The organism is Brevundimonas sp. DW-iso22 (genome assembly GCF_058725425.1).
Genome location: NZ_JBZXEB010000006.1, coordinates 226547 through 251995 on the forward strand (window position 1 = coordinate 226547; position 25449 = coordinate 251995).

The following is a 25449-nucleotide window of genomic DNA, read 5'->3' on the forward strand; positions in this document are numbered from 1 at the left end:
CGGTGACCCAAGGCAGATTCATCACATTCGAAGGCGGCGAAGGCACCGGCAAGTCGACCCAGGTCGCGCGCCTGGTCGAGCGGCTGCGCGCGCGCGATCTGGAGGTCGTGCAGACGCGCGAGCCGGGGGGGTCGCAAGGAGCAGAGGAGATCCGCAACCTGGCCCTGAACGGCGACGCCGGGCGCTGGTCGCCGATGACCGAGACCCTGCTGATGTTCGCGGCCCGGTCGGATCATCTGGAGCGGACGGTGCGGCCCGCGCTTGAGGCCGGGCGGTGGGTAGTCTGCGACCGGTTCGCCGATTCCAGCCGCGCCTATCAGGGCGTCGGAGGCGGCACGCCCGCCGACTTCATCGAGGCGCTGGACGCCAGTGTGGTGGGCGCGACCCAGCCGGACCTGACGCTGGTGTTCGACCTGCCGGTCGAGGTCGGGCTGGAGCGGGCGTTCGGCAGGGGTCTGTTCGAGACGCGGTTCGAATCCAAGGGTCTGGCGTTTCACGAGCGGCTGCGCAGCGGCTTTCTGGAGATCGCCCGGACGCATGATCGCTGTGTCGTCATCGACGCCAATGGCGACATGGATACGGTGACGAAACGGGTCTGGGCGGCGGTCGAGGGCCGGCTGCTGTGAGCGAGCATGCGCGCGACCGGTTCGATCTGATCCCCGATGCGGCGGCGGAGGCGGCGTTTCTGGACGCCCAGTCGCGCGGGCGGATGCATCACGCCTGGCTGCTGTGCGGGGTCGAGGGGTCGGGCAAGGCGACCTTTGCCTATCGCGCCGCGCGGCGGCTGCTGGGGGCGGCACCCGACCCGTCGCGGGGCCTGCTGGGAACGCGGCCGGACGATCCGGTGGCGCGGCTGATCTCGGCCCAGTCGCATCCCGACCTGCTGGTGCTGGAGCGGGCCGTCGAGGGCGGCAAGACCAAGAAATCGATCTCGGTCGATCAGGCGCGGGACCTTCCGGAGTTCTTTTCCAAGAGCCCGTCGCAGGCGCAGGCGCGGGTGGCCATCATCGATGCTGCTGACGACCTGAACCTGAATGCAGCCAATGCTTTGCTGAAGGTTCTTGAGGAGCCGCCTGAAAGCGGCGTGCTGTTTCTGGTGACCCATGCGCCGGGGCGGCTGCTGGCCACCATCCGCTCGCGGTGCCGCCGGCTGGCCTTTCCGGTCTGGCCGGAACATGCGCTGGAGGAGCTGGTCCGCAACCGGACGGGCGTGCCTTCCGCCGAGGCGGCGCGGATGGCAGGGATGTCGGCGGGATCGCCCGGACAGGCCCTGGCCCTGGCGTCCGGCGCGACACTGGAGGCCGATCAGCTGGCACAGGACTGGGTCAATGCGCCGTCGGTGGATCGGGCCGAGGCCATGGCGGTGGCCGACAAGTTCAGGGGCGTGGAGGGGCAGGAGCGGTTCGAGACCCTGATGGAACGGCTGATCGCGGCGGTGAAGGTCAGGGCGCTGAACGAAGGGGCGTCAGGGGCCCGTTGGGCCGAGCTGTGGACACGGCTGTCGGACCTGCCGGACCGGACAGCGGCAATCAATCTGGACCGTGCTGATGTGCTGGCCGGGGCGCTGGCAGACCTGCAGCGGACCAAGGCTCAGGCTGGGGCACGCTGATGCTGATCGACAGCCATGTGAATCTGCATGCGCCGCAGTTCGACGAGGACCGTGATACCGTCATCGCCCGGGCGCGTGAGGCGGGGGTCGCTCTGATGGTCGAGATTTCCGACAAGCTGTCGACCTTCGAGGCGACGCATGGCCTGGCCATGGCGCATCCGGACATCTGGTGCACGGTGGGGGCGCATCCGCATGAGGCCAAGGATCATAAAGACCTGACGGCGGCGCAGCTGGTCGAGCTGGCCGGGCGGGACCGGGTGATCGGGATCGGCGAGTGCGGGCTGGATTTCCACTATGATTTCAGCCCGCGCGACGTGCAAGCGGCGGTGTTTCGCCAGCATATCGCCGCCGCACGCCAGACGGGCCTGCCGCTGGTGGTGCACACACGCGAGGCGGATGCGGTGATGGGCGATATTCTGGAGGAGGAGATGGCCATCGGGCCGTTCCGGTTCCTGATGCACTGCTACACATCCAGCCCGGAACTGGCGGAAAAGGCAGCGGAACTGGGGGCATGGTTTTCGGTGTCCGGCATTGCCACCTTCAAGGCGGCGGGCGATGTGCGCGAGGTCATCGCGGCCATGCCGGCGGACCGGATCATCGTGGAGACCGACTGCCCCTATCTGGCCCCCATGCCGCATCGGGGGCGGCGTAACGAGCCTGCCTATGTCGGCCATGTGCTGGACAAGCTGGCCGAGATCCGGGGCTGGTCGCGCGATGAGGCCGAGGCGCGCACGACGGACGCCTTCTTCACCCTGTTCGACCGCATTCCGAGGCCAGCCGGATCATGAGCGAGCTGGAAGTCGTCATCCTGGGCAGCGGATCGTCGGGCGGGGTGCCGCGCGGGGACGGCGACTGGGGCGACTGCGATCCGGCCGAGCCGAAGAACCGCCGCAGCCGCTGCTCTGCCCTGATCCGGCGGCACGGGCCGGACGGCGTGACCAGCGTCCTGATCGACACCTCGCCTGACCTGAGGGAGCAGGCGCTGGCGGCGGGCATCCGGCACGTGGATGCGGTCCTCTATACCCACGACCACGCAGATCAGACCCACGGCATCGACGACCTGAGGGTCTTTGCCATGCGTACCCGGCGGCGCATTCCGGCCTGGATGGACCGGGCGACGATGGACGCCCTGACGAGCCGGTTCGGCTATATCTTCGAGAGCGTCGAGGGCTATCCGGCCATTCTGGACGCGCATCTGATCCCGCCGCATGGCCAGCACTGGTCGGTGGGTGGCGCAGGGGGCGAGGTGCCGGTCGTGACGTTCGACCAGGCGCACGGGCCGATCCGCTCGGTCGGCTATCGCATCGGGCCGGTGGCCTATTCCAGCGACGTGTCCGATCTGGACGAGGCGGCGCTGGAGGCCGTGCGCGGCTGCGACCTGTGGATCGTCGACGCCCTGCGCTGGACGCCCCATCCGACCCACGCCCACGTCGACAAGACTTTGGACTGGATCGCGCGGTCGGGGGTCAGGCGGGCGGTGCTGACCAATCTGCACCTGGACCTGGACTATGCGGCGCTGAAAGCCGTGGTGCCGGACAATGTCGAGGTAGGGTTCGACGGGTGGAGTGCCCGGCTCTAGCCCAGCAACCGCGCCGCCTGGGGCGCAAAATAGGTCAGCACGCCCGCGCAACCCGCCCGCTTGAACCCGTGCAGGGTTTCCAGGATGGCGCGGTCCTGGTCCAGCCAGCCATTGGCGATGGAGGCCTGCATCATCGCGTACTCACCGCTGACCTGATAGGCGAAGGTCGGGACACGGAAGGTCTCGTGCACGCGGCGGACGATATCGAGATAGGGCATGCCGGGCTTGACCATGACGGCGTCGGCCCCCTCGGAGATGTCCATGGCGACCTCGCGCAGGGCCTCGTCGGAGTTGGCATAGTCCATCTGATAGGTCTTCTTGTCGCCGACCAGCATGGCGGCCGAGCCGACGGCGTCGCGGTAGGGGCCGTAGAAGGCCGAGGCGAACTTGGCCGCATAGGACAGGATCATGGTGTCGTGCAGGCCGTTGGCCTCCAGCGCCTCGCGGATCGCCTGGACACGGCCGTCCATCATGTCGGAGGGGGCCACGACGTCGGCCCCGGCATGAGCGTGGATGAAGGCCTGCTCGGCCAGCCGCTCCAGCGAGGCGTCGTTCAGCACCCGCCCGTCCTCGACCACGCCGTCGTGGCCGTGATCGGTGTAGCAGTCCAGCGCCACGTCGGTCATGACGCCGATGTCCGGCACCGCATCCTTGATGGCCCTGATGCAGTCGGGGATGAGGCCGTCGGGATCGGTCGCGCCGGTGCCGAAAGCGTCCTTGATCGCACCGTCGACATTGGGGAACAGGGCGACCATGGGGATGCCCAGGCCGTGCGCCTCCCTGGCCGCCTCGGCCGCAGCCCTGGGCGACAGGCGAAAGACGCCGGGCATGGAGGCGACGGGGATGCGATCGTCAGCCCCATCGTGCACGATCAGAGGCCAGATCAGGTCGGCGGGGGTCAGGGTCGTCTCGGCGACTAGACGACGCACCCAAGGGCTCGAGCGCAGGCGGCGCGGGCGGGCGTAGGGGAAGGCGGCGGGCGCGAAGGGCTGGGTCATGCCTCCCCTTAGCTTCCTTCACCCATTGGGAGAAGGTGGCGCGCAAGGACGACGGCTTTGCCGCCGTGCGCTCAAGCCCTCTCCCGCCGGGAGAGGGAAGAGGCTAGAACGCCCAAAACACCAAGGGAACGCTTCATGGATTTCGCCCTCAACGACGATCAGCGCGCCATTCAGGATGCGGCGCGGGCCTTTGCGGAGGCCGAACTGGCCCCGCACAGCGCGGAGTGGGACGAGACCAAGACCTTCCCCGTCGACACGATGCGTCAGGCTGCCGAGATGGGGTTCTGCGGCATCTATACCGGTGAGGAGCACGGCGGGATGGCGCTGGGCCGCGTCGAGGCGGCGGTGATCTTCGAGGAGCTGTCGCGGGGCGATGTGTCGACGGCGGCCTTCATCAGCATCCACAACATGGCGACGTGGATGATCGACAGGTTCGGCTCCGACGACCTGAGGGGCCGGTATGTGCCGTCGCTGGTGTCGATGGAGAAGATCGCCAGCTACTGCCTGACCGAACCCGGCTCGGGGTCGGATGCGGCCGCCATGCGCACGACGGCCCGGCTGGACGGCGATCATTATGTGCTGAACGGCTCCAAGGCCTTCATCTCCGGGGCCGGGACGTCGGACGTCTATGTGGTCATGGCCCGCACCGGCGAGCCGGGGGCCAAGGGCATTTCGGCCTTTGTCGTCGATCTGGGCACGCCCGGGCTATCGTTCGGGGCCCAGGAAAAGAAGATGGGCTGGAACAGTCAGCCGACAGCCATCGTCCAGTTCGACGATTGCCGCGTGCCGGCGGCCAACCTGCTGGGCCAGGAAGGCGACGGTTTCCGCTATGCCATGATGGGGCTGGACGGCGGGCGGCTGAATATCGCCGCATGTTCGCTGGGCGGGGCGCGTCTGGCGTTGGAGACGGCCCTGGAATACGTCGCCAGCCGCAAGCAGTTCGGCAAGGCGCTGGCCGAGTTCCAGAACACCCAGTTCAAGCTGGCCGACATGGCGACGCAGCTGGAGGCGGCGCGGCTGCTGGTCCTGCGCGGAGCCTGGGCCATCGACACCGATCATCCGGAAAAGACCAAATGGTGCGCCATGGCCAAGCGGTTCGCTACCGACGTCTGTTTCCAGATCGCCGACGAGGCCCTGCAACTGCACGGCGGCTATGGCTATCTGAAGGACTATCCGCTGGAGCGGATCGTGCGCGACCTGCGGGTTCACCGCATCCTGGAAGGCACCAATGAGATCATGCGGGTGATCACGGCACGCGAGATGATGCGTCAGTGAAATCTTCAGTCGTTTGCGAGCGAACCTACCACATCCGTCGCGACGGAGAGGTCCATCCGGTTCCGGTCCGTTGGCGTATACCGGTACCGGATCCACGCGGCGATTGGAGCTGTGAATATGAGATCGAGTGGCCGCAACGCGAAGTCCGGATTGCGCGAGCTTATGGCGTAGACTCCGTACAGGCGCTCTATCTGGCGCTGCAGAATGTGGCGGCAGAGCTGTATACCGCCAGGCCCGCAGTATTCCTGTTTGAACCCGACGACATCCTGCACCTCCCTACCGCCGGGCTTGATGATCTTGAAGCCGCCCGTACGAAAGGCCATCCGTGACCTCTGAACCCGAAATCCTGACCCGCGTCGCCTCTGGCGTGGGGATCATCACCTTGAACCGGCCCAAGGCCCTGCATGCGCTGAACCGGGGCATGTGCGAGGCGATGACGCAGGCGCTGCTGGACTGGCGCGAGGACGATGCGGTCAAGTCGGTGCTGATCGACCATGCCGGAGAGCGCGGATTCTGTGCCGGGGGCGACATCCGCATGATCGCCGAGAGCGGGGCAGGGGATGCGTCGGAGGCGAAGGCCTTCTTCCTGAGCGAATACCGGCTGAACCATCTGATGTTCGACTATCCCAAGCCGATCACTGCCATTGTGGATGGCATCGTCATGGGCGGTGGCGTCGGGATATCCGAACCCGCCGTGGTGCGGATCGCCACCGAGCGGACGACCTATGCCATGCCGGAGACGGGGATCGGTCTGTTCCCGGATGTTGGCGGTGGCTGGTTCCTGCCGAGGCTACCGGGTCAGACGGGGGTCTGGCTGGCGCTGACCGGCGCGCGGCTGAAGGCGGCGGATACAGTGTTTCTGGGCATCCACACCCACTATCTGCCCAGCGACGCGCTGGAGGCGTTCCGCGCCATCCTGTCGGCCGATCCCGGCTATCCGGTCGATGTCGCGGATGGGCTGGAGGACGATGCGGGCGAGGCCCCGATCGAGGCGCATCTGGAGGCGATCGACCGGCTGTTTGCCTTCGATACGGTCGAGGACATCTTCGCGGCGTTGGAAGAGGATGGATCGGACTGGGCCCTGGCGCAGTTGGCGACGCTGAAGACCAAGTCGCCGCAGTCGCTGAAAGTGTCGCTGCGCCAAATTCGCACTGGGGCGACACTGACCGACTTCGCCGACAACATGGCCATGGAATACGCCCTGGGCGGTCGCGTGGTGCGCACTCACGACTTCCAGGAGGGCGTGCGGGCCGTGATCGTGGACAAGGACAATGCGCCGAAATGGTCGCCGGAGACGCTGGAGGGCGTGACGGACGCGACGCTGGACGCCCTGTTCGCGTCCCTGCCTGCGGGTGAGGCCTGGACGCCGCTCGGCTGAGGGTTTGCGCTGGGGCTTGCGTCGCGGCGCGAACCGTTGCCTTGATCCGGGGCTGTTCCGGAGAGTCCCCATGTTGAAGTCCTCGATCCTCGCCGCCACCCTGGCCGTCAGCGCCGTCGCCCTGTCGGGGTGCCTGATCATCGCCAACGATAGTGGCACACGTACGGTCTATGTATCGGCGGATGAAGCGGCTGCGATGAGCGCGCCGACGGCGTCTGATTATGCCTCAGTTCTGGCCGACCCGCGCCGGCTGGAGACCGAGGTCGCGCGTGATCCGCTGCGTAAGCCCGCCGAGATGCTGGCCTTCGCCCAGATCCAGCCGGGCGATGCCGTGGCCGACATCCGTCCCGAGGAAGGCTATTTCACTCGCCTGTTCGCGCCCGCAGTGGGCGAGAGCGGCAAGGTTTATGCCTTTGTGCCGAACCAGACGGCGGGGCGCGAGAATGGCTTTGCCGACACCCTGGCCTCGACCTATCCGAACGTCAGCCGCGTGACCGGGGCGCTGGAGACCATGACGTTCGACCGTCCACTGGACGTCGTCTTCATGGGCGAGGAGTACCACGACTTCACCATCCCGCGCTTTGGCGTCGATGTGGCCGCGATGAATGCGGCGGTGTTCGCGGCGCTGAAGCCGGGTGGGCTCTACGTCATCCTCGACCATCAAGCGGCGGATGGGGCCGGTATCGATGTGGCGGGTACGCTGCACCGCATCGAAGCCGCCGAACTGCGTCGTCAGGTGGAGGCGGCAGGCTTCGTCTTTGACGGTGAGAGTGACGCCGTGCGCATGCCGGGCGACGATCACACGTTGAGCGTCTTCGACGAGAGCATCAGAGGTCGGTCCGACCGGTTCGTCTATCGCTTCAGGAAGCCTGACTAGTCCGGCTGCGGGCGGCCGCCATTCGGGCCGCGATGCGGATGGCGGAGATCAGGCTGTCAGGGCGGGCCATCCCCTGTCCGGCGATGTCGAAGCCGGTGCCGTGATCGGGAGATGTGCGAACGACGGGGAGACCCAAGGTCACATTGACCCCACCCCAGAAATCCAGCGTCTTGACCGGGATCAGGGCCTGGTCGTGATACAGGCAGACGGCGGCGTCATAACCCGCGCGAGCTTCCGTATGAAACATCGTGTCGGCGGGGCGCGGATCGGAAATATCTATGCCCTCGGCGCGAAGGATTTCCACCGCAGGCGCAAGCACTTCTAATTCTTCAAGACCCATCGCACCCCCTTCGCCCGCGTGAGGGTTGAGGGCGGCCAATGCCAGGCGGGGCCGGGCAATGCCGAAGTCGCGCTTCATAGCCTCGTGCACGACCCGGGCCGTTCGGCAGACCCGCTCTGTCGTGACCAGTTCCGGAACCTGGGCCAGGGAGGCATGGATTGTGACCAGACAGGCACGCAAATCCAGGGCCGTCAGCATCATTACCGGTCCGCGAGTGTCGGTGAACGGCACGTCTGAGGTCAGTTCGGCGATGAATTCCGTGTGACCCGGGAAGCGGAAACCGGCGGCATACAACGGAGCCTTGGCGATCGGAGCGGTGACGATGCCGCCGACCTCTCCTGCCAACGCCAGATTGACGGCCTGCTCGATCCAGTCGGCCACGGCCCCGGCATTGGCGCTGTCGGGGCGGCCGGAGACCACCGGCGCGGGCAGGGGCTGGTCCATCACCGGTATGGCGCGGGCAAAGATGCCTGGCGCTTCGGCTGCTGACAGCACGGGCTGAACTGGCCGTCCCTGAGAACGCATCAGGGCCGCGTCACCGATCACGACGAACGACTGTGGCCCGTCCTTAAGGGCGTCCCAAGCCTTGGCGATGATCTCCGGCCCGACCCCCGCCGGCTCGCCCATGGACAGGGCCAGCGGCAGGGTGGCGGACATCAGGACTTGATCTCGATCGCCGAGTCCTGACGCAGGTCCCGGATGTAGCGCCGCTCCAGGGTCTGCAGGTTCTGGCCGAAGAGTCGATTTTCGATCTGTCGTTCGTTGGGGGCCTCCGCCCCGCCAGCACGCCGACCGCACACGGCCAGCAGATGAACGCCCAGTTGGGTGCGTATCGGGGTGCTGATCGAGCCGACTTCGCTGGACCTGGCGACCTGCTGAAACTGCGGAAGCAGATTGGCGGGATCTGCTTCGCCGAGGTCTGTACCCAGAAGGCCTTGCTCGGACGTGGCACGCGTGAGGATGTTGTCGCATGTCAGTTGCGGACGCAGCGCTTCCAGACGCTGGGTGGCTGCGGAAACCTCAGCGTCCGTTGCCGTTTCGGGCAACTCGACCATCATCTGCTTGATCTGCGTCAGGCTGGACGAAGAGCCATCGCGTTTGTCACGCATGTAGAGAATGTACACTCCACCTTCGACTGGAATGGGGCGTGACAGTTCGCCAGGCGACAACTGGTCCATGGCCTGCTGAAGGACGGGCTGGACAGTTCCCTCGACGACCCAGCCAGCGTCTCCGCCGCGAGTTGCGGTAGGCGCTGCTGAAAACTGTTGGGCCACGTTCTGGAAGGGGGCCCCCTGAACCATCTGCTGGACCAGTTGGGTCGCACCGTTCAGGGCGGCCTGCTGACCACCAACGCGAGCGGACTCGATATAGATTTCACCGATCAGGTATTGCTTCTTCAATGAAGCATCTGTGGCTTGTCTGAGTGCGGCCTGGACGGCACCGCTACTAACGCGAGCGCGGCTCTGGAAACGAGCACCCACCAGCCGCTGCCAGCCGATCTGTGTTCGCATCTGTTCGCGCAATGTCGCAGGACGGATGCCGAACTGGGCGAGGGAGTTTATGTAGGCTTCGGGTGTTGCACCAACCTCTGACGCCATTGCGGTCAGTTCTTCGTCCACCTCTGCGTCAGTGGCTTTCAGGTCGGGGTAGCGGTCCAGCTCCTGATTTTGCAGGCGGTCGTCGATAATCAGATTCAAGGCCTGCTGCCGGATCGCGGGAAGATTTTCGGGCGTAGGCTGAACCTGCGTCATGGCGACCACCAGCAACATGCGCTGGCGCAGATCGAAACCCGTAATGACGCTGTCATTGACCGTGGCAAGAACGCCATCAGCCAACTGAAACTCGGGTGTGGGTGCCTGGGACGATGCAGCGGGACCGGCCGGATTCGGCACTCCGGCAGCAGCGGGGACCGGAGCCTGAGGTGCAGTCTGCGCCAGCGCTGTGCCGGACAGCAGGGCGGCGATGGCCACGCCTGTGATGTAACGCTCGAAACGCATGTCAGTCCTGATTCCTGTGGCGGCGCTGATCCCGGATCGACCCGGAAATCGCGTCTCGCGCATCCCCGAGTCGCGCGGCGGTCAGCGCCATTCGCTTGATCAATACCCTGTACCGCCGAAAGTGGCGAGGTTTAGGCGTACATAGACACCCTCCGACGGGCCAGTTGGTCGGACACGTGTGTTGTCGCGGCGCCACCCCAGTTCAAAGCGGAAGCAGTCGTCATCGAACAACATGCCCACTTCGGAGCGGGTGATGATGTCTCGCTCGAGATCGGCGATGCCGGTGACGGCAACACCCCAGTTCCCATAGACGAACTGTTGCCCGGTCAACTGGACGAATTCGTAGTTGCGATTGTTCGGACCTTCCAACGGATTGGAGCGGTCGATGATGTAGCTGACGCTGGCAAGGTTCCTGCGTCCCCACCGGCCGTCCAGCGCAGCTTCTGCCCTGCGTATTTCCCCGGCGGAGTCGATGGTGGCATGGCCCCAGCCGCGGATGCGATCGGATGGAGAGAAGCTGCCCTGAACCACCCAGTCGGACGTCTCTGCCCCGAGACCCGAGGGGTCGTAAAGGTTCGCCGGATCGTCGGGCAGGGGGACCAGATAGGCGTCTTCCTGGGCGTCACGGAAACTGCGGCCGACGAACAGACTGGCCTGACGCCCATTGTCCCATCGCAACGTGGCCTTGGCCCCGGCGGTGAAGCGGATGCCGCCTTCATACAGATCGTAGCCGGGGAAGCGGTCGATACGGAACAGCGAGCTCTCATCCAACTCGACAGCCTGGCTGTCTTCGATTGGCACGCGCGGGTCCAGGTCGACGCTGTTCGAGATCGAAAGCTGTGCCATCGGCTCGAGAATCAGGTCCGCACCCGGTCCCATCTGCCGGATAAGGGGATAGCTGATATCGACACCGGCAGTGGCCCTGGTGCGGCTGATGGCCTCCTCTTCCACTCCCATCATGGGCGGCAGGTTGCTGACCGAATAAAGATCTGTGCGCAGATCGACGAACGGTTCCCAGCGGACGCCAATCGGAGAAATAAGGGTCCGGCGCCACTCAAGCTGTCCGGTAACCCGGCGACTGTCGATGCCGGGCAGGCCCAGTGTCGAACCTGCGGGGATGATTTCCGGCCTCAGTACCGGGCCGCCCACATAGTCTTCGCGGTAAAGGGATACAGCCGATCCCTTAAGGCGCAACCGACCGCCGAAGACGGGCCCCTCTGGCTCCCAGCGCGCCTCGATCAGCGGTGCCACGACGGGCAATGATCCATCTGTCTCGAAGACGTTGAGTGCAGGCGTTACGGGATCGAACTGTGCGACGCGCAGGCTTTGAAGCGTGAAGGCGGCTACGGAGACATATGAGCGCGGGGTCTGATGCTCCAGATAAATCTGGCTGATCAGGCGACGTTGGTCGCCATAGTACAGGCCGTTGTCCTGATAAGGGTCGCTGATGTCATAGCGGTCAAACAGCGTCTTGTCGGACGTTCGCTCAGCGGTGAAGCCCCAGCGCCACGGTCCGGCCGGGTCAAAACGCCCTTGCGCCAGCAGATAGCTGCGGGCCGTGCGGTCGCCAATGCTGACGTTGCTTTCGGCATCGCCGTCGCCGTCCAGATCGAAGTCGCCGAAGCTGCGCTCATAGGTACCGCCGCCGCGCACCACGACCGTCCCGTCCGCAAATCGGCGGCGCCATTGCAGGTTCAGAAATGGAGCGACCCGCGTGTTGAGCTGGGGGCTGATCAGCCAGTCTTCTGACGGGGATACGACATGCAGATATGGCACTTCCAGGCTCAGGCCCCGACCTTCGTCGTAGCTGGGCGTCGGCACCAGGAAACCCGAAGCGCGATCGATGGTGGGATCGGGGTGGGCGAAATAGGGCAGGTAGAAAACCGGCACCCCACCGACGCGGAACACCGCGTTTCGGTACAGGACCGCTCGCAGTTCCTCGTCCTGAACCACGGTTTCGGCCTGGATCGAAATGCTGGGTTCCTGCGGATTGCCGTCGGCATCGCAGATCGGGCAAGGCGTGAAAATCGCGTAGTTGAGCTGATTGACGTTTTCGCTACGTCTGACTGCCGTTGCGGCCATCAGGCTGGCACCGGTCGAGAACCGTGTGGCGAAATCGACGGCGATGCCTGCCCTCAGGTCCGAATCCGTCTCCAGATAGCTGGCGTAGACTGTGTTGCCTTCGTCATCCGTCAGCTCGACATTGCCGTCGGCAGATGCGACGCCAAGACCAAGGTCATAGTTGAACTGTCGAGCGCGCAGGGTGGTCCCGCTAAAACGGCCCAAGGCGCGGCGATCCAGAGTTCCCAGCGCCGAGACGACATCGCCTTCCCGCGTCACGGCATCAGCGTCGATATAGGCCGCGCCATCAATCAGGCCGTCCGGACCGGGCTGGGACGGTGCCGGCGGTGCCTCCTGTGCCATGGCCGGCAGGCCCAGAGCGCACAACGCCAGCGCGGCCGCGCCAGCCATCAGCCGAAGGCGCAATCCAGCCATTTCGGGTGCGCGACGCTCACGCTGCATGCGAGATACTCTGGATAGACGAAAAAAGGGGCAGGAGACGGAGAGTTCGCTTAGCCGTCTTCGGTATAGAACAGCAAGGTGAAGGCCGCGAGCGCCGTCATCAAGGGCGGCAGCCAGGCTGCCAGCCAAGGGGGGATGACCTCTGCGGAACCAAAAGCCGAAGCCGCCTGATTGACGAAGAAGAAGCCGAACCCCAGCACCACCGCCGCCGTGCTCATCTTGGCCAGATCGCCCAGCCGCATAAGTCTGAGCGAAAACGCCGCCGCCAGGATCGACATGGCCGCGAACATCAGGGGCGTCGCCAACAGCTGGTCTAGCCTGAGTTGATAGGCCGTGGAGGAGAACCCCGCCGCTTCGATCCGCGAAATCTGTGCGGGCAGGGACCAGAAGGGAGTGGATTGCGGCCGCGCAAACCGCTCGAACGCCTCGTCGTCGGCCAGGCTGGAGGGCAGGTCCAGGGTAGCATAACGCACTGCGCGTTGGCCCGCTTGTGCGCCCAATGCATCGGTCAGTCGCCAGCGTCCCGCCGCAAGCGCAGCCGACCGGGCGTCGATCCGCTCGGAGAACTGACGCAGACCGTCGGCATCGGCGGTGTAGATGAAGAATGTCACATCCAGCAGGCGTGCGTTTGCCCGGTCCTGACGTGCGGCACGGATGACCATTTGCCGCGTGTCGTCGCCCTCTCGAATCCAGATGGCCTGATTTGTGTCTGCTCCCGCGACCGAGCCGGACAGGCGCGATCTCTCGCGCTGAAACATACCGTCCGCCGATGCCGACATCGGGCCGAGGACCGTGACGGTCACGATGCCAAACAGAAAAGCCGCACCCGCCGCCGGCAGAACGAACCGCCAGGCCGACAGGCCGGCCGCTCTCATGGCGATCAATTCGCTGCGTCGGTTGAGGCCGACATACGCCGCCAGGGTGCCGAACAGGAAGACGAAGGGCAGCAGTTGCACAATCACCTGCGGGGACTTCAGCAGCATCAGTCCCAATATGCGCGGCCCCGAAAGGTCGACGTCCGACCCCACACCCCGTGATATTTCCACGAAGTCGATCAGCATGATCAAAGCACTGATCACCCCAAGGGCGACGGCCAGGGACCGGGCTTGCTGGATCAGGACATAGCGCTCGATGCGACCAAGGCGGAAAAAAGGGGCAGTCAGTGCGGCGCTGCTCATGCGGTCTGTGCCTTCAGTGCTGCGCGAACGCGACGGCGGCGCGGCTTGAGCGCCCTGAACAGCAGCCGCAGCGCGACGGCCGTTGCGACGATGGGCAGCACATATTGAAGGACGTTCAACCAGCTGTTCCAGGCGCTGCCGGCCACGATACCATAGCCGACGACCCGCACGACGAGGAAGGCGGCGGCGGCCTTCGCAATGCGCAGGGAGTAACCCGTACGACTGAACTGACCGCCCATGATGGCGGCGAGGGCCATGGCCATGGCCATGAGGGCATAGAGGGGGGCCGACAGCCGCGAATGCCCCTCTGCCGCCAACTCCCCACGAGAGCCAACGGTGTCAACGTCCTGGGGTGATGGGTCGAACAACTGGGTCAAATACAGATCCGCCGGCTTGAACCGGGGCCGCTCTGTCGTATCGATATAAGGCGACAGGTCGAAAACGTTTCGGTCGAATGAGCCGTAGGTCAGCACGCCGCGACTGGAATACCGCGTCGTCGATCCATTCAGCATGGTCAGCATCGGCGCGCCGTCGATTCGCTCGAACCGAGCCTCGGCAGCGTCCCAGGTGGTCACCTCATCGCCACCGGGCAGGTAGATAAACAGGTTCTTCAACAGACCATTCTGTTCGATCTGCTGGACATAGACGGTCAGCCCATCCGGTCCCTCGACGAACTGGCCTTCCTCGACGAGCAGGGCGGCGATGTCGGAGCGAATTGCAAAGGCTTCCGCGCGCGCCGTGCGCTGAGCCCACGGCTGGGCCACTGTCGTGATCGCCAGCGTCAGCGCAGCCACGATAACGGCCAGACGGACTGCCGGGCGGATCGCAGCCCAGCGCGTCACGCCCGAGGCAAACACTGCCGTCAGCTCTTGCTCGCGTTGCAGCCGGGTCAGGGCGATCAGGGCTCCCACAAACAGCCCGATCGGCAGGATGACGGCCAGCAGTTGCGGAACGGCCAGCAGGGTCAGCTTGATCATGACCCAGACGCTCTGACCGCGCTCGACGATGATCTCCAGCTGGTCCAGACTCTGGCTCAGAATCCCGATGCCGGCCAGAGCTGCGCATGCCGCTGCCACCGGACGGCCAATCTGGCGAAAGAGATATCTCTGGATCAGCGTCATGAACGGTGGAAATCGCCCGGTTGCGGGTGGCGGCTAGGGAGCGCATCTAATACACACCCCGATGCCACGGTGAAACCGGCGGCGTCCTATCCCATATGTCACCAGACCGGGACCTACCACCCGGCGGGAGCTGTAAATGAAGATCGAGTTCGTCGCATCGGCCGAGGCCGCAGAGGTCCTGGCTGTTCTGGTTCATGAAGGCCGCGCCTTTGTCGGGATGGGGACCCATCTGGACACGGCCACCAGCGGTGGCCTGACCAAGGCCATGACCCACAGCCGGTTTACTGGCGCTTCCAACAGCACCCTTATTGTCGCCGCGCCCGCGGGCGTTGACGCCTCGACGATCGTGCTGACCGGGGCTGGAGACGCCGACAAGTTCGACGATCTGGCGCTGGAAGCCGCTGCGGGGGCCGCGTATCATGCGGTCAAATTGTCGGGCGCGACCTCACTAACGATCGACGCCTTTTATCTGTCCGCCGCCCAGGCTGGCCGCGCGGCCTTTGCCGCCCGGCTGGCCGCCTATCGCTTCCTGAAATATCGCACGACGCTCAAGCCCGCCAAGACGCCGTCGATCGAGACGATCCGGGTCGTGACTGCCGATGTCGCCGCTGCCCAGGCCGCTTATGACGCTCTGTCGCCGATCGCCGACGCCATTGAGTTCGCGCGCGATCTGGTCGCCGAGCCCGCCAACGTCCTTTATCCGGTCGAGTTCGCCAAACGCGTCAAGGGCCTGGAAAAGCTGGGCCTCGAGGTCGAGATCCTGGGCGAGAAGGAGCTCGAGAAGCTGGGCTTCCGCACACTGCTGGCCGTCGGCCAGGGCAGCCGCCGTGAAAGCCAGGTCGCCATCATGAAGTGGAACGGCGGTGCCAAGGGCGACCAGCCCATCGCCTTCGTCGGCAAGGGCGTCACCTTCGACACTGGGGGCATCAGCCTGAAGCCGGCCGACGGCATGGAAGAGATGAAGTGGGACATGGGCGGCTCGGCCGCCGTGACCGGCCTCATGCACGCGCTGGCCGGGCGCAAGGCCAAGGTCAATGCCGTGGGCGTCATCGGCCTGGTCGAAAACATGCCGGACGGCAATGCGCAGCGTCCGGGCGACGTCGTGGAATCGCTGTCCGGACAAACCGTCGAGGTGTTGAATACCGACGCCGAGGGTCGCCTCGTCCTGGCCGACTGCCTCTGGTACACGCAGGAGCGGTTCAAGCCGAAATTCATGCTGGACTTGGCCACTCTGACGGGAGCCATGATCGTGGCCCTGGGTCTGGAGTACGCCGGGGTGTTCTCCAACTCCGACGAGCTGGCCGACAACTTCCTGGCCGCCGCGCCCAAGGTCGGCGAGAACGCCTGGCGCATGCCGATCCCGGCCTTCTACGAGCGCCACATCGACACCCCCATTGCCGATGTGAAGAACACCGGAAACGGTCGTGCCGGTGGCTCGATCACCGCCGCCCTGTTCCTGCAGCGCTTCACCAACGGTACGCCCTGGGCTCACATCGACATTGCCCCGGTCGCCTGGGTCAAGGACAGCCGCAATCCGACCATTCCGGACGGCGCGGTCGGCTGGGGCGTTCGCACCCTGGACCGCATGGTGGCGGACTCCTACGAAGGTTGATCACGTTTCGGAAGGTAGAGCCGGGTGTCTGACGCCAAGCCGGAAATCTGGTTCTACCATCTGGAGCGATCCACGCTGGATGACGTCCTGCCGGGCCTGCTGGAAAAGACGCGCGAACGGGGCTGGAAGGCGCTTGTTCGTGCCTCGGACAGCCTTGTGCTTGACGACATCGATGCCCGCTTGTGGACCTATCGCGACGACAGCTTTCTGGCGCACGGGCGTGCGGAACAGCCCGAGGCGGCGCGTCAGCCCATACTGCTGACCGAATCATCAGAGAACCCAAACGGCGCTCAGGCGCTGTTCATCGTGGACGGCTCAGACTTGGGCGAAACGGAGGGTCTGGAGCGATGCTTCATTATTTTCGACGGTCGGGACGACGCAGCGTTGGCGGGGGCACGCGTGCGGTGGAAGATGCTGAAGGACGCCGGAGCAGTCCTGGCTTACTGGAAACAGTCACCCGAAGGGCGCTGGGAAAAGGCAGCCTGATCGCGCTGGCCGGTCTGGCGGCCTGTTCCACACCGACCTCCGACGCCGTCGCGCCTCGCACTGTCGAGCAGGCCCAGATGAACCAGCCGGTCGGCAGCCGGGTGCCTCAGGACCCCGCCGCAGACCTGTGCAAGGCCGGCGAACTGCAATGGCTGGTCGGCAAGCCGAAGACAGAAATCCCCGTGCCGGTTCAGGTCGTCAATCGCCGGGTCGCCTGCACCACCTGCGCGATCACCGAGGACTATTCCCCCTATCGCCTGAATATCTTCTTCAACGAACGCACCGAGATCGTCGAACAGGTCCGCTGCGGATAAGCCTGAACCCTAGGGAGACCAAGCCGATGAAGACCTTGACTGTCGTTCTCGCCGCCACCGGCCTGATGGCCGCTGCCTGCGCACCGATGCAGGATACCACCACGCCCATGCCGCCTGCCGATGGCCCGACCCAGTGCAAGGCCGACCAGTATCAGCGGTTCGTCGGTCGCAACCGCTCGGACCTGCCCGCCAAGCCTGCCAACGAGACATGGCGCGTGACCTGCACCACATGCCCGGTGACGATGGACTACAACCCGACGCGCCTGAACATTGTCTACGAAGAAGCGACGGGCGTGATCCGGGACGTCAAATGCGGATGAGGGCGCTCGGTCTGGCCGGTCTGGTGACGATGCTTGCCTCAGCCTGTGCACCGGTCGGATCCGTGCCATCTGCCGGAGTTGAACCGGACACGCTACAGCGCTGCGACGCGGCCGGTGCCCGATCCCTGATCGGCAGTCATGTCGGTGCCGTCAGCTTTGCGGCCGATGCCAATGTCCGGGTCGTCTGCACAACCTGTCCCACGACCCGCGACCTGCGGCCCGACCGCCTGAACGTCCGTTTCGATCAGGCCACGGGCATCATCAAGGCTGTCGACTGCGGCTGATCTTGGCCTGACGCCTGTCCCGGTCCATGATGCAGGCCGGGCAGGAGGGACGATCATGCGCACGATACTACTGGCAGGCGTCTGCCTGGGCAGCATCCTATGCGCCCCGGCGGCGGTGGCGGACGCGACGGCGGACCGAGCTGTGCGCGATTTGATCGAGAGCCCAACAGTTTGTGGTCCTGCTCGAGAGGCTGATGCCGGCACGCCGGTCGCCGACATGGTCATGGTGGATGGATTCGGCGATGGCGGCTTCCTGATCGACACGACCCATCCCGAAGCCCAGGCCTGGTTCAATCACGGCATCCGGCTGCGCTGGGCGTTCGAGCATTCGGAATCGGTGCGGGCCTTCCGCAAGGCCAGGTTGCTGGATTCGAGCTGCGCCATGTGCGCCTGGGGCGAGGCCTGGGCGCTAGGGCCCAATCTGAACGGCGGCGGCAATGATCCTGACAGCCAGGCCACGGCGCTGAAAGCCGCGCGCGACGCCCGTCGTCTGGGCCGCCGCGCCACGCCGATGCAGCGCCAGATGATCGACGCCCTGATCCAGCGCTATTCGGGGCGCGAGGCCACGCGTGCCGAACGCTATGCCACCCGAATGGATCGGATCGCCCAGCGCCATCCGAACGATGTGACCCTGGCCGCCCTGACAGCCGACGCCTGGATGCTGAAGGCCGAGAAATGGTGGGATGACGACGGCAAGGCCGCAGATCCGGCGATCACCCGCGCCATGAGCATTCTGGAGACGTCGCTGGCCAAGGCCCCGGACGATCCCGGCACCATCCACCTGTATATCCATCTGACCGAATGGTCGGACGATCCGCACAAGGCCATACCCTATGGCGAGCGGCTGGCGCGCCTGGCTCCGTCGGCCAGCCATCTGGTGCACATGCCGTCGCACACCTTCTATCGCGTGGGGCGCTACAAGGACGCGATGATGTCCAACGTCAACGCTGTGGCGCTCGACAAGCGATACAATCAGCTGGCGGCGCCTCCGGGCGGGGTCGTCGGCATGCCGCTGCATGGGCACAACCTGCATTTCGGCATGGGCGGGGCGCTGATGGCCGGCGGGGCCGAGGAGGGGCTGAGGCTGGCCGAAGGATTCCTGACCACCTATCCGGAGGTGTCGCCCGACAATCTGTGGCGCCAGGCCATGTCGAACAATGCCTATGCCCTGTATGGCCGCTACGGTTCGGCCGAGCAGGTCGCGGCCCTGAAGAAGCCGGCCGACAGCCTGCCGATGATGCAGATCAGCTGGCACTATGCGCGTGGCGAGGCTGCTGCGCGGGCTGGTGATGCCGCGGCCGTCCGTGCCGAGGCTGAAGCCATCGCCGCCCTGCGTGACCACCCGTCCTTTGCGACCGGGCCCATGGTCGAGATGCGGGCCGGGTTCGTCGAGATCAGCCAGCGCATCCTGGAGGGCCGCGCGGCCATGCTGTCGGGTGATGCCGATGCCGCTGTCACCGCGTTCGCTCGCGCTGCCGAGATCCAGGGCATGGGCGAAGAGGGTGGGGACCCGCCTATCATCTGGTACCCGATCCGCCGCAGCCTGGCCGCCGCCCTGCTGACAAAGGGCGACGCCGCCGCAGCGCGGGCCAAGGTTCTGGAACTGCTGAAAGACTGGCCCAGCGACCCCTACAGCTATTTCGTTCTGGCGCAGGCTGAGGCGGCTCTGGGCAATGAAGCTGCGGCGGATGACGCGCGGCGTCAGTCGCGGGTGGAATGGATTGGCGGGGAGATGAACCTCAGCCTCGCCTAGCGCGCTGGTTCAGCCCGTCGGCACCGCCATATTGTCGATCAGGCGCGTCTTGCCCAACCAGGCGGCGGCGAGAATGCGCCCCGGCCGATCGACCCGATCACCGTCGAAGGTCGCCAGACTGTCGGCCTGGCGGATGGCGACATAGTCCACCATGGCAAATCCGGCCTCCAGCAGAGATCGGGCAGCCTGGGCCTCGATCTCCGCGAGCGAACCGCCCGCCGAAGCATCGGCTGAGGCCAGTGCCAGAATGCCGTTCAGTCGCCGGGCCACCTCGATCTCGTCAGCGGAAAGGTAGGCGTTGCGCGATGACAGGGCCAGGCCATAGCCGTCGCGCTGGGTCGGGGCGCCGACGATGCGAGTGGGGATGTCGAGGTCGTGCACCATGCGCCGCACGACCATCAGCTGCTGATAGTCCTTCTCGCCGAACACGGCGACATCGGCTTGGACCTGGTTCAGCAGCTTGGCCACCACCACGGCGACCCCGCCGAAGAAGTGTGGGCGGAAGTCGGTCTCCAGACCCTCTGACGGCCCACCCACACTCACGCCGGTGGAGAACCCCTCGGGATACATCTCGTCCGTCGTCGGGGCGAACATCAGGTGGCATCCGGCGCTGGCCAGCAGTTCCGCGTCGCGCGCTTCCTGACGCGGATAGGAACCCAGATCTTCATGCGCCGCGAACTGGGTCGGATTGACGAAGACACTGGCCACCACACGGTCGGCCTGCTGACCGGCTTCGCGCACCAGGGTCAGATGGCCGTCGTGCAGCGCGCCCATGGTCGGGACGAAGCCGACGGTCAGGCCGTGCTTCTTCCAGGCACCGACGGTCTCGCGCAGATCGGCGACCGTCGTGACGAGCGGCAGGGCAGGGGCTGTCGGCTGGTCCATTAACCCGCTTTCAAAATCGCTGTGGCAGGGTGTGCCTTATGACCTTCGTCGCTTGCGTCCGTCCAGTGCTGGTCCTGCTCGCCATCGCGGGGAGCGCCGGCTGCGGTGCCGTCGAGGACCCGCACCGCTTCGAGACGATGGCCCAGCAGGTGGCGGATATTCCACTGGATGGTCAGGTGCGACATGAGGCCCGGTCAGAACCCTCCGCTCGACACGCCTCGAGTGAAAGCGGCCTGCGTCCCGCGCTGAAGGTCGACGTCATGGACGTGCACGACTTCTGGGATGCGCGGGATGGCGTCGCCTCGGCGACCGACTCTGTCGTCGATGGCGTGGCCGACAGCGTCAAGCCGGTCGTGTCGCGCGCGGTCGTCCGGCAGGCAGAAGACGCCGCAGATGTCGTCACACTTCGACCGGCCATTCACGCGCAGGACGTGCCGCTGGAAACGGTCATGCGGCCCTCTTCCGGACTGGTCCAGCTCGGGGCCTATGCCAGCGAAGACGCCGCTCGCGCTGCTTGGGCGCGCCTGAAGTCAGGCAGTGCCGCCTGGGCGCTGGAAGGGCTGACGCCGGTTTATGAGGCGGTAGAAGTGAACGGTCGCCGTCTGGTGCGGCTCAAGGTCCAGACCCCGCCGGCCGGGGCACCCGCAGTCTGTGCGGCCGCGGGGATCGACGACCCCTGGTGCCATCGCGCCACTTAGACCCGGCTTGTCGCGGGCATCCACAGTTATGCCGTTAAGGTCTCGTTGACGTCCGCTGCGCCCGGCGCGACCTTGTCCGTCATTGACCGCGCGTGTGAGTCGGCGGTCGCATGAAGGCAAGCGCATCCATGTCGGATCCCACAGTCATCGTCGTCGGCAATGAAAAGGGCGGGGCCGGCAAGTCCACCCTGGCCATCCACATCGTCACCGGTCTGCTGCATGCGGGCAAGCGGGTGGCCATCATGGATCTGGACCTGCGCCAGCGGTCGCTGTCGCACTTCTTCGCCAATCGTGCCGCCTGGTCCGCTGCCAACCAGCAGCCTCTGCCGATGCCGACGGAGCCCGATCTGGGCGACGGCAAGGCCCTGGCCCGCGCCGACGAGGCAGCGCAGACCGCGACGTTCCAAGCCGCCTTCGCCGAGGCGCAGACCAACTCCGACGTCATCCTGATCGACACGCCCGGCGGGGACACCGTCCTGTCGCGGCTGGCGCACGGCCTGGCGGACCAGATCGTCACACCGATGAATGACAGTTTCGTCGACTTCGACCTGCTGGGTCAGGTCGATCCCGGCACGATGGATCTGATCAAGCCATCGATCTATTCCGAGAGCGTCTGGGAAGCGCGCAAGCAGAGGGCGATCACACGCGGTCGCAACGCCACCATCGACTGGATCGTGGTCGCCAATCGACTGGCCGTGGCCGAGGCCCGCAACCGTCGCCGTCTGGAAGAGCGGATGCAGAAGCTGTCCAAGCGTGTCGGTTTCCGCATGGGACCGGGCCTGCGCGACCGCGTCATCTATCGCGAACTGTTCCCGTTTGGCCTGACAGTTGCGGACCTGAACAACGACATCCGGCCCGTCGCCGTATCGCTGGCCCATGTCGCGGCGCGTCAGGAGATGCGCAACCTGATGCAGGCCCTGGGGCTGGAAGACGCCTCCCTGTCGACCCCGCTCGACGCGGCGGCATGATCGAAGTGCAGGCATGAACCTGGCCTGGCTGGCCCTGGCGGCCGTCGCCGTCTGGGCCCTGATCCGGCTGGGTCGTCAGACCGAACGCGACAGCGGTCGTCGGGGCCGGGCCCACTGGCGGGTCGCGGCGACGCTGTTCGCGGCGGTCATGATCGGCTGTGGCGTCCTGCTGGCCTTTCGTAGCGCCTGGCTGCCCGCCGTCGGCCTGATCGGCGCAGGACTGTGGCTGACGTTCGCCTCACGCCACCGGCCTCTGCCTTCCCCCGGCGAGGCGATGACCGATGCCGAGGCGCGCTCCCTGCTGGGAGTCGCAGCCGATGCCACCCCCGCCCAGGTCAACGCCGCCTGGAAGCGCCTGATGGGCCGGGCTCATCCGGATCAGGGCGGCACGGAGGGGCTGGCGTCACGGCTGAATGCGGCGAGGGATCGGCTGCTCGGGAAATAGCCTTCTCCCCGAGGGAAGAAGGATCAGCTTTCGGCCTTCTTCACGGTGGCTTTCTTCTTTGCCGCCGGTTTCTTGGCCGCAGGCTTCTTCGCTGCCGCCTTCTTTGGGGCTGCCTTCTTGGCTGGAGCCTTCTTGCCCTTGGCCGGGGCCGCCGCCGCGCGTGCCGCCAGCAGGGGCAGGGCCTCTTCCAGCGTCAGGTCTTCGGGTGCCGTTCCCTTGGGCAGGGTCGCATTGATCTTGCCCGACTTCACATAGGGGCCGAAGCGACCGGCCATGACGTGGATCGGCTCGCCCGTTTCCGGGTGCGCGCCCAGGTCCTTCAGCGGAGCGGCTGCGGCACCACGCCCGGCGAACTTGCCCGCCCGCTTCTCGGCCAGCAGGACGACCGCGCGGTTCAGCCCGACCTCGAAGACTTCGTCGATGTCCGCCACATTGGCATAGGTGCCGGCGTGCAGCACGAACGGGCCATAGCGGCCCAGCCCGGCGGTGATCATCTTGCCGTCCTCTGGGTGTGCCCCGACTTCGCGCGGCAAGGCCAGCAGGCGCAGGGCCTGATCCAGGTCCAGGGATGCGGGCGACCAGCCCTTGGGCAAGGATGACCGTTTCGGCTTCTCCTCACCGGGCGGTGTGGTTTCCACATAGGGCCCGAAACGTCCGATCTTCAGCTGCACCGGCTGACCCGTCGCCGGGTCGATGCCCAGTTCGCGGTCGCCACCCTCAGCGCCGCCGTCTGCCGCATCCGGCGACGCGACGGGCCGGGTGAATTTGCAGTCGGGATAGCGCGAACAGCCCACGAAAGCCCCGAACCGGCTGGTCTTCAGGCTTAGTTGACCCTGATGGCACAGCGGGCATTCACGCGGATCGGACCCATCTTCCTTCTGCGGGAAGATGTGCGGCCCCAGGGATTCGTTCAGCGCATCAAGGATGGCGGTGGTCCGCAGTTCGCCCGCCGCGCTGGTCGCCGCATGGAAGTCCGTCCAGAACTCTCGCAGCAGCACCTTCCAGTTGAGGTCGCCCGCCGATACCTCGTCCAGACGGGTCTCAAGCGCCGCAGTGAAGTCGTACTCGACCCATTTGGCGAAGAACTGTTCCAGGAAGGCCGTGACCAGCCGTCCCTTGTCCTCTGGATAGAAGCGGTTCTTGTCGGTCCGGACGTATTCGCGGTCGCGCAGGGTCGTCAGGATGGACGCATAGGTGGACGGACGACCGATCCCCAGCTCTTCCAGCTTCTTGACCAGGGTCGCTTCCGAATAGCGCGGGGGCGGTTCGGTGAAATGCTGGTCGGTACGGATGGCATCGACCTTCGCGACTGCGCCTTCCTTCAGCGCGGGCAGGCGGGTGGTGTCGTCCTCGTCATCGGCTCCGTCCTTGGGCTTGTCGTCGCGGCCCTCTTCGTACACGGCCATGAAGCCGTCGAAGGCCACGACCTGGCCCGTGGCGCGCAGGGCGGTCTGGCCCGACGGCTCCTCGATCTCGACCGTCGTGCGGTCCAGACGGGCAGACTCCATCTGGCTGGCGATCGTCCGCTTCCAGATCAGTTCGTACAGCTTCTGCAGGTCGCCATCGAGACGCAGTGTTTCTGGCGCACGCGCCATATTGGTCGGGCGGATGGCCTCGTGCGCTTCCTGGGCGTTCTTGGCCTTGGTCTTGTAGTATCGCGGTTGTTCCGGGACATAGGCGGGACCAAAGCGGTCGCCGATGACCTCGCGGGCCTGGGCAATGCCTTCGGGACTGACCGACAGGCCGTCGGTCCGCATATAGGTGATCAGGCCGCCCTGATCGTCGACGCCTTCATACAGCTTCTGCGCCGCCTGCATGGTGCGTTGGGCGGTGAAGCCCAGCTTGCGCGAGGCCTCCTGCTGCAGGGTCGAGGTCATGAAGGGTGGGCTGGGCGCGCGCTTGACCGGCTTCTTTTCCACCGAGTTGATGGTGAAGGTCCCGGCGTTGATCGCGTCGCGCGCCGCCGTCGCCATGGCTTTGGACACGATGTCCAGACGCTGCACCCGCTTGCCGGCATGTTTGACCAAGCGGGCGGTGAAGGGCGGGCTGTCGGCGTTCAGGTCGGCCTCGACGGACCAGTATTCCTGGGCCTTGAACTTTTCGATCTCCATCTCGCGATCGACGACGATGCGAAGGGCGACCGACTGCACACGACCCGCCGAGCGCGCGCCCGGGAGCTTGCGCCACAGCACAGGCGAGAGGTTGAACCCGACCAGATAGTCCAGCGCGCGGCGGGCCAGATAGGCCTCGACCAGCTCCATGTCGATCTGGCGCGGGGCCGCCATGGCCTCAAGCACGGCCGACTTGGTGATGGCGTTGAAGGTGACCCGCTCGACGTGCGTGTCCTTCAGCACCTTCTTCTTGGTCAGGATCTCCAGCACATGCCAGCTGATCGCCTCACCCTCGCGGTCGGGGTCGGTGGCCAGGATGACGCGATCGGAGCGTTTGGCGACCTCGGCGATCTCGCTCAGGCGCTTGGAGGCTTTGGCGTCAATCTCCCACGACATGGCGAAATCATCATCCGGCAGGACCGAGCCATCCTTGGACGGCAGGTCGCGGACGTGACCGTAGGAGGCCAGGACGGTGTAGTCCGGACCCAGGTATTTATTGATGGTCTTGGCCTTAGCGGGGCTCTCGACGACGACAAGGTTCATGCGGGGAGGGGGCCTTTCAGAGGGCCGGGAACGTGGTTGGCGCGAGGCTCGCTGTCAATCATCCAGATGAAGGAGCTTATTTACGATTGCGGCGTATGACCTACGCACGTAGTGGTTGTGTGGTGATGGAACCCTGTCTAGCAAGGATACCGATC

25 protein-coding genes are annotated in these 25449 nt (G+C 65.7%); 17 read left to right on the top strand and 8 right to left on the bottom strand.

What is annotated here, in order from left to right; translation table 11 throughout:
• The first annotated feature begins 2 nt into the window (after positions 1 to 2).
• The 4 genes from tmk to AC4PRM_RS11750 are packed head-to-tail and all read left to right on the top strand — an operon-like array spanning position 3 to position 3188.
• Positions 3 to 626 (top strand): dTMP kinase, encoded by a 624-nt coding sequence (gene tmk, locus AC4PRM_RS11735; protein ID WP_487922120.1) that lies wholly within the window; start codon positions 3 to 5, stop codon positions 624 to 626.
• Positions 623 to 1609, top strand: coding sequence for a DNA polymerase III subunit delta' (locus AC4PRM_RS11740; protein ID WP_492039982.1), 987 nt, complete (start codon positions 623 to 625; stop codon positions 1607 to 1609). The genes tmk and AC4PRM_RS11740 overlap by 4 nt, the downstream gene beginning before the upstream one ends.
• On the top strand, positions 1609 to 2397 hold the full coding sequence (locus AC4PRM_RS11745; RefSeq protein WP_492039983.1) for a TatD family hydrolase: 789 nt from the start codon (positions 1609 to 1611) through the stop codon (positions 2395 to 2397). Before AC4PRM_RS11740 ends, AC4PRM_RS11745 begins: the two co-directional genes overlap by 1 nt.
• Positions 2394 to 3188, top strand: coding sequence for an MBL fold metallo-hydrolase (locus AC4PRM_RS11750; RefSeq protein ID WP_492039984.1), 795 nt, complete (start codon positions 2394 to 2396; stop codon positions 3186 to 3188). The genes AC4PRM_RS11745 and AC4PRM_RS11750 overlap by 4 nt, the downstream gene beginning before the upstream one ends.
• On the opposite strand, the gene hemB is transcribed toward AC4PRM_RS11750, so the two are convergent.
• Positions 3185 to 4186, bottom strand: a complete 1002-nt coding sequence (hemB, locus tag AC4PRM_RS11755; protein WP_492039985.1) for a porphobilinogen synthase — start codon at positions 4184 to 4186, stop codon at positions 3185 to 3187. The genes AC4PRM_RS11750 and hemB overlap by 4 nt on opposite strands.
• A 135-nt stretch (positions 4187 to 4321) precedes the next feature.
• Between hemB and AC4PRM_RS11760 the strand changes: the two genes are divergently transcribed.
• From AC4PRM_RS11760 to AC4PRM_RS11775, 4 genes are all read left to right on the top strand, one after another.
• Entirely contained in the window at positions 4322 to 5461 is a 1140-nt protein-coding gene (locus AC4PRM_RS11760; protein ID WP_492039986.1) for an isobutyryl-CoA dehydrogenase, read from the top strand.
• Positions 5458 to 5790 (top strand): DUF6968 family protein, encoded by a 333-nt coding sequence (locus AC4PRM_RS11765; protein ID WP_492039987.1) that lies wholly within the window; start codon positions 5458 to 5460, stop codon positions 5788 to 5790. Before AC4PRM_RS11760 ends, AC4PRM_RS11765 begins: the two co-directional genes overlap by 4 nt.
• A complete protein-coding gene (locus AC4PRM_RS11770; protein WP_492039988.1) occupies positions 5787 to 6839 on the top strand; it encodes an enoyl-CoA hydratase/isomerase family protein in 1053 nt (350 codons plus the stop codon). Before AC4PRM_RS11765 ends, AC4PRM_RS11770 begins: the two co-directional genes overlap by 4 nt.
• A gap of 70 nt (positions 6840 to 6909) precedes the next feature.
• On the top strand, positions 6910 to 7716 hold the full coding sequence (locus tag AC4PRM_RS11775; protein WP_492039989.1) for a class I SAM-dependent methyltransferase: 807 nt from the start codon (positions 6910 to 6912) through the stop codon (positions 7714 to 7716).
• Here AC4PRM_RS11775 and pdxA read toward each other — a convergent pair.
• The 5 genes from pdxA to AC4PRM_RS11800 all read right to left on the bottom strand — a co-directional run bounded on the left by pdxA (position 7700) and on the right by AC4PRM_RS11800 (position 14875).
• Positions 7700 to 8713, bottom strand: a complete 1014-nt coding sequence (gene pdxA / locus AC4PRM_RS11780) for a 4-hydroxythreonine-4-phosphate dehydrogenase PdxA (protein WP_492039990.1) — start codon at positions 8711 to 8713, stop codon at positions 7700 to 7702. The two genes, AC4PRM_RS11775 and pdxA, sit on opposite strands and share 17 nt — an antisense overlap.
• Positions 8713 to 10053 (bottom strand): peptidylprolyl isomerase, encoded by a 1341-nt coding sequence (locus AC4PRM_RS11785; protein ID WP_492039991.1) that lies wholly within the window; start codon positions 10051 to 10053, stop codon positions 8713 to 8715. Before AC4PRM_RS11785 ends, pdxA begins: the two co-directional genes overlap by 1 nt.
• Positions 10054 to 10152: 99 nt before the next feature.
• On the bottom strand, positions 10153 to 12576 hold the full coding sequence (locus tag AC4PRM_RS11790) for an LPS-assembly protein LptD (RefSeq protein WP_492039992.1): 2424 nt from the start codon (positions 12574 to 12576) through the stop codon (positions 10153 to 10155).
• Between the two features lie 50 nt (positions 12577 to 12626).
• Entirely contained in the window at positions 12627 to 13754 is a 1128-nt protein-coding gene (locus AC4PRM_RS11795) for an LptF/LptG family permease (RefSeq protein WP_492039993.1), read from the bottom strand.
• Positions 13751 to 14875 carry an LptF/LptG family permease gene (locus AC4PRM_RS11800; protein WP_492039994.1) on the bottom strand — a complete coding sequence of 375 codons (1125 nt, stop codon included), beginning with the start codon at positions 14873 to 14875 and terminating at the stop codon, positions 13751 to 13753. The genes AC4PRM_RS11795 and AC4PRM_RS11800 overlap by 4 nt, the downstream gene beginning before the upstream one ends.
• A gap of 136 nt (positions 14876 to 15011) precedes the next feature.
• On the opposite strand from AC4PRM_RS11800, the gene AC4PRM_RS11805 reads away from it, so the two are divergent.
• The 6 genes from AC4PRM_RS11805 (at position 15012) to AC4PRM_RS11830 (ending at position 19644) form a co-directional block, all read left to right on the top strand.
• Positions 15012 to 16487, top strand: coding sequence for a leucyl aminopeptidase (locus AC4PRM_RS11805; RefSeq protein WP_492039995.1), 1476 nt, complete (start codon positions 15012 to 15014; stop codon positions 16485 to 16487).
• Positions 16488 to 16511: 24 nt separating this feature from the next.
• The gene (locus AC4PRM_RS11810) at positions 16512 to 16973 is read left to right on the top strand and encodes a DNA polymerase III subunit chi (RefSeq protein WP_492039996.1); all 462 of its coding nucleotides are present in this window, start codon (positions 16512 to 16514) and stop codon (positions 16971 to 16973) included.
• 77 nt (positions 16974 to 17050) lie between these two features.
• Entirely contained in the window at positions 17051 to 17287 is a 237-nt protein-coding gene (locus AC4PRM_RS11815; RefSeq protein ID WP_373257467.1) for a hypothetical protein, read from the top strand.
• A 26-nt stretch (positions 17288 to 17313) separates the two neighbouring features.
• The gene (locus AC4PRM_RS11820; protein ID WP_492039997.1) at positions 17314 to 17607 is read left to right on the top strand and encodes an I78 family peptidase inhibitor; all 294 of its coding nucleotides are present in this window, start codon (positions 17314 to 17316) and stop codon (positions 17605 to 17607) included.
• On the top strand, positions 17604 to 17891 hold the full coding sequence (locus AC4PRM_RS11825; RefSeq protein ID WP_492039998.1) for a hypothetical protein: 288 nt from the start codon (positions 17604 to 17606) through the stop codon (positions 17889 to 17891). Before AC4PRM_RS11820 ends, AC4PRM_RS11825 begins: the two co-directional genes overlap by 4 nt.
• Positions 17892 to 17946: 55 nt before the next feature.
• Positions 17947 to 19644, top strand: coding sequence for a hypothetical protein (locus AC4PRM_RS11830; protein ID WP_492039999.1), 1698 nt, complete (start codon positions 17947 to 17949; stop codon positions 19642 to 19644).
• Positions 19645 to 19653: 9 nt separating this feature from the next.
• Here AC4PRM_RS11830 and panC read toward each other — a convergent pair whose 3' ends face one another.
• Positions 19654 to 20529, bottom strand: a complete 876-nt coding sequence (gene panC, locus AC4PRM_RS11835) for a pantoate--beta-alanine ligase (RefSeq protein WP_492040000.1) — start codon at positions 20527 to 20529, stop codon at positions 19654 to 19656.
• Positions 20530 to 20567: 38 nt separating this feature from the next.
• On the opposite strand from panC, the gene AC4PRM_RS11840 reads away from it, so the two are divergent.
• The 3 genes from AC4PRM_RS11840 (at position 20568) to AC4PRM_RS11850 (ending at position 22640) form a co-directional block, all read left to right on the top strand.
• On the top strand, positions 20568 to 21227 hold the full coding sequence (locus AC4PRM_RS11840; RefSeq protein ID WP_492040001.1) for an SPOR domain-containing protein: 660 nt from the start codon (positions 20568 to 20570) through the stop codon (positions 21225 to 21227).
• A 128-nt stretch (positions 21228 to 21355) separates the two neighbouring features.
• A complete protein-coding gene (locus AC4PRM_RS11845; protein WP_492040002.1) occupies positions 21356 to 22195 on the top strand; it encodes a division plane positioning ATPase MipZ in 840 nt (279 codons plus the stop codon).
• A 13-nt stretch (positions 22196 to 22208) separates the two neighbouring features.
• Positions 22209 to 22640, top strand: a complete 432-nt coding sequence (locus tag AC4PRM_RS11850; RefSeq protein WP_492040003.1) for a J domain-containing protein — start codon at positions 22209 to 22211, stop codon at positions 22638 to 22640.
• Positions 22641 to 22663: 23 nt separating this feature from the next.
• Here the strand turns inward: AC4PRM_RS11850 and topA are convergent, their stop codons facing one another.
• Positions 22664 to 25294 (bottom strand): type I DNA topoisomerase, encoded by a 2631-nt coding sequence (topA, locus tag AC4PRM_RS11855; RefSeq protein ID WP_492040004.1) that lies wholly within the window; start codon positions 25292 to 25294, stop codon positions 22664 to 22666.
• Positions 25295 to 25449 lie beyond the last annotated feature (155 nt).